This is a genomic window from Mycobacterium sp. ACS4054, assembly GCF_001667275.1.
Taxonomy (GTDB): Bacteria; Actinomycetota; Actinomycetes; order Mycobacteriales; family Mycobacteriaceae; genus Mycobacterium.
Genome location: NZ_LZHV01000045.1, coordinates 1 through 14,288 on the forward strand (window position 1 = coordinate 1; position 14,288 = coordinate 14,288).

At 70.0% G+C, this 14,288-nt stretch carries 3 protein-coding genes; all 3 read right to left on the reverse strand.

Annotation, left to right across the window (positions count from 1 at the left end; genetic code table 11):
* Positions 1–3,491, reverse strand: a 3,491-nt coding sequence (locus A5730_RS12180; protein WP_067900283.1) for a non-ribosomal peptide synthetase, incomplete at its 3' end; no start/stop codon positions are given.
* Positions 3,492–3,907: 416 nt separating this feature from the next.
* Complete coding sequence (locus tag A5730_RS12185; protein WP_067900285.1) at positions 3,908–11,554, reverse strand: non-ribosomal peptide synthetase; 7,647 nt, start codon at positions 11,552–11,554, stop codon at positions 3,908–3,910.
* Positions 11,551–14,288 (reverse strand): condensation domain-containing protein (locus A5730_RS12190; protein WP_231994678.1); only part of this gene is annotated, 2,738 nt, incomplete at its 5' end. The genes A5730_RS12190 and A5730_RS12185, both read right to left, overlap by 4 nt.

The following is a 14,288-nucleotide window of genomic DNA, read 5'->3' on the forward strand; positions in this document are numbered from 1 at the left end:
ATATGATGAGCCACCGCCACCAACACATGCTCATCAGCCGCCACCCGAAAAACCGTCGCCCGCAACGGAATCTCCACCGCCAAATCAAACGAATAACACGCCGCCGACTCAACCGCCTCCGCCAACCGGTCGTCCGGCCACCCAACCGCATCGACGATCTGCCAACCGAAATCACCCCGCCCGACGGGGACAACCACTTGCCGGGCGTTCCCCTCGGGCGCGACGAAGATCGTGCGCAGGCTTTCATGCCGGGCCACCACGTCGGCCAGCGCCGCACCCAGCACCTCGGCGTCCAGCCGTCCGCTCAGGCGCAGGGCGACCGCCATGTTGTGCACCGGCGAAGCCCCGTGCAGCTGGTCGAGGAACCACAACCGGCTCTGGGCGAACGACAACGGCACCACCGCGGGTCGCGGGCCGGCCACCACCCGCGCCAGCCGTCCCTCGCCCTCGTCGAGGCGGGGCGCCAGTTGGCGGATCGTCGGCGCCTCGAACAGCGCACGCACCGAAAGGGTGGTATCCAGGCTGGCATTCACCGCGGCGACCAGACGCATCGCCGACAGGGAATCCCCGCCCAAATCGAAGAAGGAGTCATCGACGCCGACCCGGCCGAGGCCGAGAACCTGCGCGTACACGCCGGCGAGGACCTCTTCGGTGAGGGTCGTCGGGGCACGGTATCCCTGACCGGGGTAGTCGGGCGCGGGCAGAGCCTGCGTGTCGAGCTTGCGGTTGAGGGTCAGCGGCAGCGCGGCCAGCGGGACGATCGCGGCCGGGATCATGTAGGCCGGCAACCGCTCGGCGAGTTGGGTGCGCACCACACCGGCGTCGGCGCTGCCGGTGACGTAGGCGACCAGCCGCTTGTCCCCGGCGGGGTCCTCCCGGGCGACCACCGCCGCCTGCTCGACGCCCGCCAAACCCGTTATCGCGCTTTGGATTTCACCCAACTCGATCCGGTAGCCACGAATCTTGACCTGCTCGTCGATCCGCCCCGCATACCGCAACTGGCCGTCGGGACCCCACCACACCAGATCCCCGGTGCGATACATCCGCGCGCCCGTCCCGCCGAGCGGACACGCCACGAACCGCGACGCGGTCAGCCCCGAGCGGCCGAGATACCCGACGCCGACCCCGGCCCCCGCAACGTACAACTCGCCGACCACGCCGGCCGGCACCGGCCGCAGCCACCCATCCAGCACGAACAACGCCGCCCCGGCCACCGGCGACCCGATCGCCGGCGATCCCGAACCGGCCACCAACGGCGCGCTCTTCGACACCCACATCGTGGTCTCGGTCGGCCCGTACACGTTGACCATCAGCCGGCCGGGCGCCCACCGATCCACCACCTGCGCCGGACACGGCTCGGCCCCCACCACCAGGGCCGCGCCGACGCCCTGCGGCGACAGCACCCCGACCGCGGACGGCGTCTGGGTGAGCACGCTCACCCGCTCGCGAATCACCAACGCCTGCAAGTCATCGCCGCACCGCGCGACCCCATCGGGTGCCACCACCAACCGGCCCCCGTGCAACAACGCGCCCCAGATCTCCCACACCGAGAAGTCGAAAGCCAGCGAGTGGCATTGACTCCACACCTGCCCCGGCCCCAGCAAGCCGCCGCCGGCCAGCGCCTCGAACAGTTGCGCCACGTTGCGGTGCGTGACCGCCACGCCCTTGGGCACCCCCGTGGTTCCCGACGTGTAGATCACGTGCGCCACGTCGTCGGCGTCCGGGCCCACCAGCCCCGCACACGACTGCACCGGGATCGCCGGGTCGTCAAGGGTCACCACCACGCCGTCGAATCCACCCAGCCGCGGCCGCAACCCCGGACCGACGATCACCGCCACCGGCGAAGCGTCACCGAGCATGAACTCCACCCGCCCGACGGGCAACCCGACATCAATCGGCAGGTAGGCCGCCCCCGCCTTCAACACCCCCAGCAGCGCGATCACCGCCTCCCCGGAGCGCTCGGCGAGCAATCCGACGCGGTCGCCGCGACCCACACCGCACCCGATCAGCAACCGCGCCAACCGATTCGACGCCTCATCGACCTCTCGGTAGGACCACGAGCGACCCTCGCATGAAATCGCCACCTCCCCCGGAGCCCGCTCCACCTGCACGCCGAACAGCTGCGGAATCGACCGTTCCGGGAGGTCGCGGCGATCCATGACCGCCCAGTTACCCCAGCCGGCCAGACACACCCGCTCCGGCTCGTCGAGCACGTCGATGGACAGCAACCGCCGCGTCGTGTCCGCGGTCAACGCCACCAGCACCCGCTCCAACCGTCGCGCCAGGTCGGCGGCGTCGAAGCTGGAGAATGGCTCCCACGCGCCGGCCGTGCTGAGGAACAGCTGGTCACCGTCGGTGGAGAAGATCAACCCGAAGCCGGTCGCCTGGCCGGAGTTGGTGTACGACGCCGAGGCGGTGACACCGCCGAAGGGCAGGGTGAACGCGGACGGGATGAAGTTGACGCTCACCCGTTCGGGCGGCCCGGCCGGGCCGCGCATCTTGCGCTCCAACGCTTGCACCGGAAAGCGTTGGTGTTCAACGGCTTCCCGGATCCGTGCGTCGACCTGTCGGCAGAACTCGGCGACGGTGAGCTCCGGTGAGACTCGCAGGACGAGCGGCACCACGCCGGCGACCATTCCCGGCAGCGTTTTCGATTCGGGGCGCACCCGCCGGTTGACCGGGAAGTCGAGGACGACCTCGGAGCCGTCACCGCGAAAGCCGCGCACCAGCAGCCCGCACGCCGCGGTGATCAGCGATGTCTGCGAAACGCCCCACACCTGGGACAGCTTGTTGACCCGGCGAAGGACGCCGGGGCTCAAGGCCACCGGTGCGGACGGCCAGGGGTCGCGCTCGCGCGGCGCCCGCTGCGGCCCCGGGTCGTTCGCCGGAAGGTTGCGGGTCCAGTAGGCCTCGTCGCTGCGGTAGTCGGCCGAGGCTTCGTATTTCGATTCGCAGTCGACCAGGTCCCGCAGCGAGCCGAACACCGCAGGCGGGATGGGGGCGGCGGAGACGATGGCCGAGTAGATGGAGGCGATGCGGTGACCGACGAGCGCGACGCCGGTCCCGTCGATGATGATGTGGTGGCAGCAGGCGAACAGGTGGAATTCGTCGGCACGGGTCTGAAAGAGCGCGAACCTGAACAGCGGGCCGTCGAACGGCATGGGCGTCCGTTGAATCGAAAGCGCCATCCGCCGGGCTTCCCCGACGGCGTCCCGGGACCCGCTCAGGTCGTGGAAGGCCAGTTCGACGTCGGGGTAGTCGATGGCCCGTTGCAAGACCTGCCCGTCGGTCTCGACGAACGAGACCCTGGTCGGTTCGGCTTCCTGGATCGCTTGGCGGATCGCCCACTTCAGGGCGTCACGTTGGACCCGGCCGTCGATCCTGACGAAGAGGCCGATCTGCCACTCCGTGCCGGAGTGGCCCGTCTCCTGCGCCAGCCAGATGTCTAGTTGGCCGCGAGTAAGCGGAAGTGCTTGCTCACCAAGCTGCATCCAACTTCCCAACCGTGAGGTTCACCGTTCAAACCCCCGGTTGACTGCTGCCGCTCGACCGAACCCTCCGCAATGCCCGTTCGGTTCCGCGTGATGGGGCGCACGCACGCATCGCGGTCCGCGTGCGGATCCTCGCCCCAGGTGCCGCCCGTCGCCGACTAAGAGGTAGCCCCGGATGTCCTCATCGAACGGTCCGACGCACACAGTTTCTCCACCAACTTAGTCAACATAAGTGCAACAATCCGAAAGGTTAATCGAGCGCAGGTATGTGCGCTAGGGGTTTCGAAAAAGTCCTCGCCGCTTAACACGACTCCTGTAACAGGAGTTAAAACATACGAGAAGGATGTTTCAGGCCCCGAAACCGGGCATGCGGTTCGGGACGGCCCATGCGGACCGTCCCGAACCGAGTGTGAAGGTTATAGCAGGCCGAGCAACTGCAGGTCGGTGACGTATTTGACGATCACCGCCGGCGTGATGTGCGGGATGTCGCTCTCGACACCGACCTTGGCTTCCTGCACGGCGGCGCGGAATCGGTCGGTCGGGGCGAAGGACCCGTTGGCCGGCTCGGGCGCCTGCAACTGGTTGTAGCCGGGCACCTGCAACATCTGCAGGACCGAGTGCTTGCGCTGCCGCTCCGGCAGGTCGCGCAGCGCGGCCTCGAACCGCTGCAACCATTCGCTGAAATCGTCGATCCGCTCGATCGGGTAACCGGCCTCGATCAGCCAATCGACATACTCGTCGATGCCGATGCCGTCGTCGTGCGGGTTCATCACGTGATAGGTCTCGAACCCCTCGACCACCTGGCTGCCGAGCGTGGTGACCGCCTCGGCGACGAACTCCACCGGGAGCGCGTCGAAGTGCGCGCGCTGCCGGTTACCGTCGGCGTCCAGCTGGTAGAACGAACGCGGCGCGATGCCGGTCGCCACCAGGCTCAACACCATGCGGGTGAACATGTCCGACAGGTTGAACTGCCCGGCGTAGCTGGTGTCGGACAGGATCATGTCGGACCGGAACACCGAGACCGGCAGGCCGCACAGGTCGTTGGCCTCGCGCAGCAACACCTCGCCGGCCCACTTGCTGTTGCCGTAGCCGTTGGCGTAACTGCCGTCGATCTTTCGGATCGGGCTGATGACCCGGATGTCGGCGTCCTCGGTGAACGACGCCGGGTCGATCTGGCGGCCGACATCGGAGGTCGACACGTAGGCGAACGGCTTCATCTTGGTGGTCAGCGCCACCCGGATCAGCTCGGCGGTACCCGCGACGTTCGGCCCGAACAGTTCGCTGTACGGCAGCACGCCGTTGACCAGAGCCGCCGAGTCGACGATCAGGTCGACCGTGTCGGCCAGCCGCTGCCACGTCTGCTCGTCCAGGCCCAGGTCGGCCTGGCCCTTGTCACCGGCGATGACCTCCAGGTGGTCGGCGGCCAGCTCCCGGAAGTACCGCAACAACCGCGGGTCGCCGCTGTCGAAGGTCTTCTCCAGCCGCTGGCGCGCCTCTTCGTCGGAGCCGGCCCGGACCAAGCAGATCAGCTTGCCGTCCACCAGCTCCAGCTGCTCGAGCCACTGCAACGCCAAGTACCGACCCAAGAAGCCCGTCGCCCCGGTCAGCAGGACGGTGCGCACTTCCGAGCTCGGACCCGGCAGTGCCGGCGCGGCGTTCAACGTCTCGGCGTCGATGAACTTGTCCAGCTTCAGGTCGCTCGCGTACACCTGGGTGGCGTCGCGGCCGTGGACGGACGCGAAAGTGGCTGCGCCGCCCTCGGCTTCGTCGTCGCTGCCGGTGTCGCGTTCGGCCTGCTGGCCGAGGCGTCGCACCGACGGCGCCTCGAACAGGGTGCGCACCGAGAGGTTGGTGTCCAGGGCCGTGTTGATCTCCGCGATCACCCGCATCGCGGACAGCGAATCGCCGCCCAGGTCGAAGAAGGAGTCTTCGACCGAGACCCGCTGCAAGCCGAGGACTCCGGCGTAGATGTCGGCCAGCGTCTCCTCCACCGGCGTGGCCGGCGGACGGTACACGCCCCCGGTCTTCTGGTACTCGGGGGCGGGCAGGGCGCGCTTGTCGAGCTTGCCGTTGACGGTCAACGGCAGCGCGTCCAGCACGACCACCGCGACCGGCACCATGTAGGCCGGCAGCCGCTCGCCCAGCTGGGCACGGATCGTGGCCGGGTCCGCGGTCCCGGTGATGTAGCCCACCAGCCGCTTGTCACCGGGCCGGTCCTCCCGGGCGATCACCGCCGCCTGCTCGACCCCGTCGAGGCCGGCCAGCGCCGCCTGGATCTCGCCGAGCTCGATGCGGTAGCCGCGGATCTTGACCTGCTCGTCGACGCGACCCAGGTATTGCAGCTGCCCGTCGGCGCCCCAGCGGACCAGGTCCCCGGTGCGGTACATCCGCGCACCCGGCGCCCCGAACGGGCAGGCGACGAACCGCGAGGCCGTCAGACCGGCCCGGCGCGCGTAGCCCATCGCCACGCCGCGACCGGCGATGTACAGCTCTCCGACAACGCCTTCCGGCGCCGGCCGCAGCCACTTGTCCAGAACGAACAGGGCCGCCCCGGGCACCGGGGCGCCGATCGGCGCTCCGCTGTCCGCGCCCAGGGGGGCGCTCATCGCCGCGTACACCGTGCCCTCGGTCGGGCCGTAGGCGTTGATCATCACCCGGCCGGGCGCCCACCGATCCACCACCTCGGGCGGGCAGGCCTCACCGGCCACCACCAGGGCCGTCGACTCCAGCCCCTCGGGTGAGAGCATCCCCACCGCCGACGGGGTCTGGCTGAGCACGGTCACGTTCTCCTCGACCAGTAACGCGTGCAAGTCCTTCGGCGAACCGGCCACCGATTCGGGCACCACGACCAGCCGGCCGCCGTGCAGCAGCGCGCCGAAGATCTCGTGCACCGAGACGTCGAACACCAACGAGTGCCACTGCGCCCACACGCCCGGGTCCGGGATGTCGGCGTGCAGCTTCTCCAGCAGCTGGGTGGCGTTGTGGTGCGTGACCGCCACGCCCTTCGGTACACCCGTGGTGCCCGACGTGTAGATCAGGTAGGCGACATCGTCGGACGAGGGTCCGGGCAACGCGGTTGCGGGCTGCTCCGCCACCGACGCGTCGTTGACATCGACTACCACCACGTCGGAGCCGTCCAGCCGCGACCGCAACTCGGCGGTCGTGACCGCGGCGACCGGCGCCGCGTCGCCGAGGACGAACTCTATCCGCGCGGCGGGAACCGCCGGGTCGATCGGCAGGTAGGCCGCCCCGGTCTTGAGCACCGCCAGGATGGACACGATCGCGTCGGCCGAACGGGAGAACAGCAGCGCCACGCTTTCACCCGGGCGGGCGCCATGCTCGGCGAGCAGGTGCGCCAGCCGGTTCGCGGCCTCGTCGAGTTCCCGATACGTCATCGAGCGACCCTCGAACGTCAACGCCACCGCATGCGGCGTGCGGGCCACCTGCTTGGCGAACAGGGCCGTAATCGACGCCGTCGCCCCCACCGGCGCGGTCAGCACCGACCGGTTGCCCCACGCGTCGAGTCGGCCGCGCTCGTCGACGTCCAGGACGTCCATGGCGGACAGCCGCTTGCTGGAGTCGGCGGTCATCGCCGCCAGCACCCGCTGGAACCGCTCGATCAGCGACTCGATGCCGGCCGTGTCGAACACGCTGGTGTCGAACTCGACGCGCAGACCCAGTTCACGGCCCGGAAGCGCCATCACCGAGAGCGGGTAGTGGTTGTACTCGCGGTTGGTGACGTCGGTGATCGCCAGCTCGTGGAAGCCCAACGGCACGCTGGTGTCGATCGGGTAGTTCTCGTACAGGAACAACGAGTCGAACAGCTGGTCGTGCCCCGTGACGCGGTGAATCTCGTTCAGCGCCAGGTGCTCGTGCTCGATCGTGTTGTTGTGTGCGCTCTGCAGCTGCTGCAGCAGTTCGACCACGGTGGTTGCCGCGGTGATGTTGGCGCGCACCGGGACCGTGTTGATCAGCAGGCCCACCATCGATTCGGCGCCGACCAGATCGGCCGGGCGGCCGGAGACCGCGGTGCCGAAGGCCACGTCGTGCTGGCCGGTCAGCCACATCAGCAGCTGCGCCCAGGCACCCTGCAACACGGTGTTGATCGTGGTGTGGCAGGTGCGGGCGAGCTCGCCCAGCGCCCGGGTGGTTTCCGCGGGCAGCCGGTAGGACTCGACGCCCCGCCGCCCGAGGCCCAACCGCGCCGGCGGACCGACCAGGGTGGGCTCCTCGAAGCCGGCCAGCACCTCGGCCCACGCGGCGCGGGCGGCCGTGCGGTCCTGGGCCGCGAGCCAGGTCAGGTAGCTCCGGTACGTCGCCGGTGCGGGCAACCGCTCGCCGTAGTAGCTGGTCAGGATCTCGCGCAGCATGATCGGCAGCGACCAGCCGTCCATCACGATGTGGTGGTTGGTCAGCACGAACCGGTGCCGGTTGTCGGCGGTGCGGATCAACGCGGCGCGGAAGGCCGGCCGGTTGGCGAGGTCGCTGACCGCCGCGCGCTCGGCCGCGCAGAGCTGTTCGATCTTCTCGTCGGGATCCAGATCGTCCGCGCCCAGCTGGATGTAGCGCCACGCCATCACCGGGTCGGCCGGGATGACCTGCACCGGCTCGCCGAACTGCGGGCAGAACCGGGCCGCCAGGTTCGGGTGCCGGTTGACGACGGTGTGGACGGCCTCGCGCAACCGGTGCGCGTCGAGGGCGCCGGTCACGGTGATGCCGAGCTGCACCGCGTACACGTCGTCGCCGAGGTCGTGCGCGAAGCTGGCGTGGAAGAGCAGCCCCTGCTGCAGCGGGGTCAACGGCAACACGTCGGCGACCGCGTACTGCTGGCACAGGTCCTCGAGCTGCTGCTGGGTGAGCCGCGCGGGCGCGATATCCGACGGGGTGAGCCCGCCGCCGCCGCTGCGCACGTGTGCGCAGATGCCGGCCAGCGCCTCGAACCACAACTGGCTCAGCCGGCTGACCTGCTCGTGGTCCAGCGCCGAGGGCGCCCACGTCCAGTTGGCCTGCAGGTGCGGGCCGGCCTCGGTGTCCATGGTCCCGGCGTTGAGGTCGACGGTGTGCATCAACGGCATCGGCAGCGCGGCGCTGGCCGCGCCGGTGAACGACAGGCTGTCCTGGCTGATCCGCCACATCTCGCCGGGCAGATCCGCGGCCGCGCCCAGTCGTCCCAGGTAGTTGAAGCCGATGACCGGGTCCGACCCGTCCAGGTCGACGTCGGTGTTGACGTAGCGCAGCAGCCCGTAGGTCAGCGGGTCGGGCAGGGCACGCAGTTGCTCCTTGGCTTTCTTGACCAGCGCCCCCAGCGCTCGGTCTCCGGCCATCACCTGCTCCCAGTCCAGCTCACCGACGGTAAGCGCGACCGGGTACTTGGTGGTGAACCAGCCCACGGTGCGGGACAGGTCCACGTGCGGGCCCAGCTCCTCGTGGCGGCCGTGGCCCTCGACGTCGATGCCGATCGGGGCACCGGTGCCGACGAACCGCGCCCACGCCAGCCCGAACGCGATCAACAGGATGTCCTGCACGCCGGCGTGGAACGCCGCGGGCACCTCGCCCAGCAGCGACCGGGTGGTCTCCACGTCCAGCGACACCGACAGCTGCTTGGCCGTCTCGTAGGTGTCGACGTCGGGGCGCACCGCCGGCAACAACGCCGGGGTCGACGCGACCTGCCGCCAGGCGTCGGCCTGGGCGACCACCTCGGGGCGCTGGGCGTGCTCCTCGAGCATCGCCGTCCACCGAGCGAACGATGTCCCGCCGGTCGGCAGCGCCACCGGCTGCCCGCCGTGGTGTTGGGCCCACGCGATGTTCAGGTCTTCCAACAGGATTCGCCACGACACGCCGTCGACGGCCAGGTGGTGGATGATCAACGCCAGCTGGGCGGTGGATTCCGCCCAGACGGCGCGGAGCATGGTCCCCGCGGCGGGGTTCAGCTGCGAGCGCGCCGCCACGAGCGCCGCGTCGGACAGCGCGTCGACGGTGTGCACGCAGGTGGCGGCCTCGACCGCGCCGACCTCGGGGACGTGCATCTTCCAGCCGCCGGCGCCGTCATCGTCGACGCGCAGCCGCAGCGTGGCGTGGCGGTCCAGCAGCGACTGCAGCACCACCAGCACGTCGTCGCCCGTGACGCCCGCGGGGGCCTGCACCACCATGGTCTGGTTGAACTGGTCGGTCGGGCCGTCGACCTGCTGAAGCCAACGCATGATCGGCGTCGCGGCCACCGGTCCGAGGCCCTCGTCGACCACGTCGTCATCGGAGGCCACGCCGGCCACCCGGGCCAACCGGGCCACCGTCTGCTCGACGAACACGTCGCGCGGGCGGCACACCACGCCGGCCGCGCGGGCGCGGGCGACCACCTGCATGGACAGGATGCTGTCGCCGCCCAGGTCGAAGAAGGAGTCGTCGACGCCGACCCGCTCCAGGCCGAGGACCTGGGCGTAGATGGCGGCCAGCGTCTCTTCGACGGCCGTGGTGGGCGGGCGGTATTCACCGCTCGTCTTGTGGTACTCGGGCGCGGGCAGCGCGCGCTTGTCCAGCTTGCCGTTGACGGTCAGCGGCAGCGCGTCCAGCACCACGACGGCCGCGGGCACCATGTACGAGGGCAGCCGCTCGCCGAGCTGGGTGCGGATCTCGGCCGGGTCCGCGGTCCCGGTGATGTAACCGACCAGGCGCTTGTCGCCGGGCCGGTCCTCGCGCGCGATGACGGCCGCTTGCTCCACGCCGTCCAGCCCCGCGAGGGCCGTCTGGATTTCGCCGAGCTCGATGCGGTAGCCGCGGATTTTGACCTGTTCGTCGGCGCGGCCGAGGTATTGCAGCTCGCCGTCGGCGCCCCAGCGCACCAGGTCGCCGGTGCGGTACATCCGCGCGCCCGGCGCGCCGAACGGGCAGGCGACGAACCGCGAGGCCGTCAGCCCCGGCCGGCGCACGTAGCCCGTCGCGACACCGCGACCGGCGATGTAGAGCTCACCGACGACGCCCTCCGGCGCGGGGCGCAGCCACTTGTCGAGCACGAACAGCGCCGCCCCCGGCACGGGCGAGCCGATCGGCGGCGCCCCCGACTCCGGCTTCAGCGGCGCGCTCATCGACGCGTACACCGTGCCCTCGGTGGGGCCGTAGGCGTTGATCATCACCCGGCGCGGCGCCCACCGGTCGACCACCTCGGACGGGCATGCCTCGCCCGCCACGATCAGCGCGGTGGAGTCCAAGCCGTCCGGCGACAGCATGCCCACCGCCGACGGGGTCTGGCACAACACGGTGACCTTCTCCGCGACCAGCAGCGCGTGCAGGTCGTCGGGCGAGCCGGCCACCGACTCGGGCACCACGACCAGCCGCCCGCCGTGCAACAGCGGACCCCAGATCTCCCACACCGACACGTCGAAGACCAGCGAGTGCCACTGCGACCAGACGCCGGCCTTGGGCAGGTCGGCGGGCAGGGCCTTGAGCAACTGGGTGACGTTCTGGTGGGTGACGGCCACGCCCTTCGGGGTTCCGGTGGTGCCCGAGGTGTAGATCGTGTAGGCGATGTCCTCGGGCGCCGGTCCCGGGAGCCCCGAGCTCGGCTGTTCCTGCACCGCCGGGTCGTCGACGTCGACGACCAGCAAGTCGAATCCGTCCAGCCGCGAGCTCCACTCGTCCTTGGTGACCGCCGCGACCGGCGCCGCGTCGCCGAGCATGAACTCCATCCGCGCGGCCGGGACCGCCGGGTCGATCGGCAGATAGGCCGCCCCGGTCTTGAGGACCGCCAGGATGGACACGATCGCCTCGGCCGACCGCGACAGCAGCAGCGCCACGCACGCGCCCGGGCCCGCGCCGTGATCGGCCAGCAGGTGTGCCAGCCGGTTCGCGGCCTCGTCGAGTTCGGCGTAGCTCAACGAGCGACCCTCGAAGGTCAGCGCCGGAGCCTCGGGAACACGCGCGACCTGCTTGCCGAACAACGCCGTAATCGACACCGCCCCCGCGGCCGGTGCGGTCAAGACCGCCCGGTTGCCCCACTCGTCGAGGCGGTCGTGCTCGCCGCCATCCAACAAGTCGATCGACAACAATCGCCGCCCTGCACCGACGGTCATGACTGCTCCTCCACATCTGCGGTCATGGCTTCCAGCACCCGCCGGAACCGCTCGATCAACCTCTCGATTCTGCCCGTCTCGAAGACTTCTGTATCGAATTCGACGCGAAGAGCTATTTCGTGACCTGGAACGGCCTGGACAGAGAGCGGGTAATGGTTGTATTCGCGGTTGGTGAAGCCATCGATCGCCAGTTCATCGACAGCCGACAGCGCGGCGGTGTCGATCGGATAGTTCTCATACACGAACATGGTGTCGAATAATTGGTCGTGTCCCGTTACACGATGGATCTCGTTGAGCGCCAAATGCTGGTGCTCGAGCGTGTCGTTGTAGGCGCTCTGCAGCTGATTTAGCAGGTCGGCGATCGTGGTTTCCGCGCCGATCGTCGCCCGCACCGGCACCGTGTTGATCAGCAGGCCCACCATCTGGTCCGCGCCCGCCAAGTCGGTCGGGCGGCCCGAGACCGCCGTCCCGAAGGTCACGTCGTGCTGGCCGGTCAGCCACATCAGCAGCTGCGCCCAGGCGGCCTGCAGCACGGTGCTGACGGTGGTGTGGCACGACCGGGCCAGTTCGCCCAGCGCCCGGGAGGTCTCGGCCGACACCTGGAAGGAGGAAACGGTCCGCGGCCCGAGGCTCATCCGGCCGGGCGGGCCGACCAGGGTCGGGGTGTCGAACCCGGCGAGCACCCGCTTCCAGGCCGCCTGGGCGGCGCCGCGGTCCTGCGCGGCCAGCCAGTCGACGAACTTGCGGTACGGCGCCGGGGCGGGCAGCTGCACGCCGTAGTAGGCGGCGAAGATCTCCTGCAGCAGCAGCGGCTTCGACCAGCCGTCGAGCACGATGTGGTGGTTGGTCAGCACGAACCGGTGCCGGTTGTCGGCGGTGCGGATCAACGTGGCCCGGAACGGCGGGCGCTCCGCCAGGTCGCACACCGCGGCGCGTTCGTCGGCGCACAGCTGCTGGATCTGCTCCTCGGGTTCGAGGTCTTCGGCGTCGAGTTCGACGTAGTGCCACGCCAGCGCCGGCTCGGCGGACAGGACCTGCACGGGCTCGCCGAATTCCTCGAGGAAGTGCGCCACCACGTTCGGGTGCCGCTTGAGCATGGTGTGCACGGCGTCGCGCAACCGGTGCGGGTCGAGCGCACCGCTGATGCTGATGTCGAGCTGGACGGCGTAGAGGTCGTCGCTGCCCTGCGCGCTGCCGGTGTGGAACAAAAGGCCCTGCTGCAGCGGGGTCAACGGCAACACGTCGGCGATCGGGTAGCGCTGGCACAGCTCGTCGATGTCGGCCTGGGTCAACCGGGCCGGCGCCAGGTCCGAGGGCGTCAGGCCGCCGCCGCCGCTGCGGACATGGCTGCAGATGCCGCTCAGGGCGTCGAACCACAGCTCGCTGAGCCGCCCGACCTGCACCTCGTCCAGTGCCGAGCGCGCCCACGTCCAGTTGGCCTGCAGCAGCGGACCGGCCGCGGTGTCGAGGGTGGCCGCGTTGAGCTCGACGGTGTGCGGCAGCGGCATGGGCACCGCCGTCGCCGCGCCGGCCGACGCCAGGCTGTCCTGGTCGAGCCGCCACAAGTCGCTGGACAGGTCGCCCGCGCCGCCCAGCCGTCCGAGGTAGTTGAACCCGATCACCGGGTCCGACGCGTCCATGTCCACGTCGGGATTGAGGTAGCGCAGCAGACCGTAGGTCAGCGTGTCCGGCAGCGCGCGCAGCTGTTCCTTGGCGTCCTTGATCAGCGCGCCGAGCTCGGCCTCACCGGCGATGACCTGTCCCCAGGACAGCCCGCCGACCTTCAGCGCGATCGGGTACTTGGTGGTGAACCAGCCGACCGTGCGGGACAGGTCCACGTGCGGGCCCAGTTCCTCGTGCCGGCCGTGGCCCTCGACGTCGATGCCGATCGGCGCGCCGGTGCCCACGAACTGCGCCCACGCCAGCCCGAACGCGATCAGCAGGATGTCCTGGACCCCGGCGTGGAACGCCGCGGGCACCTCGCCCAGCAACAACCGGGTGGTGTCGGCGTCCAGCGATACGGACAGCTGTCCCGCGCTGACGAAGGTGTCGATGTCGCCGCGCGCCGCCGGCAAGGGCGCCGGGGTCGACGCGATCTGGCGCCACGCCTCGGCCTGGTCGACGACCTCCGGCCGGCGCGCGTGCTCCGCCAGCAGCGACGACCACCGGGCGAACGACATGCCGCCCACCGGCAACGCCACCTGCTGCCCGCTGTGATGCTGGGCCCAGGCAATGTTCAAGTCTTCCAACAGGATTCGCCAGGAAACCCCGTCGACGGCCAGGTGGTGAATGATCAATGCGAGCTGACCCGTCGAGGGCACCCAGACCGCGCGCAGCATCGCACCGCTGGCCGGGTTCAGCTGCGAGCGCGCCGCTTCCAGCGCCGCGTGCGACAGGGTCTCGACGGTGTGCACGCACCCGCCGGCGTCGACCACGCCGACCTCCGGCACACGCAGCGCCCAGTCCCCCGCGCCGTCGTCGTCGATGCGCAACCGGAGCATCGCGTGCCGATCCAGCAAAGCCTGCAGGACAACAACGACGTCGGCCTCGCTCACCCCGGCCGGGGCCTGCACGACCATGGTCTGGTTGAACTGCTCGACCGGGCCGTCGACGCTTTGCAGCCAGCGCATGATCGGGGTCGCGACCACCGGGCCGATGCCCTCGTCGACCACGTCGTCGTCGGTGGCCACGCCGGCCACCCGGGCCAGCCGGGCCACCGTCTGCTCGACGAAGA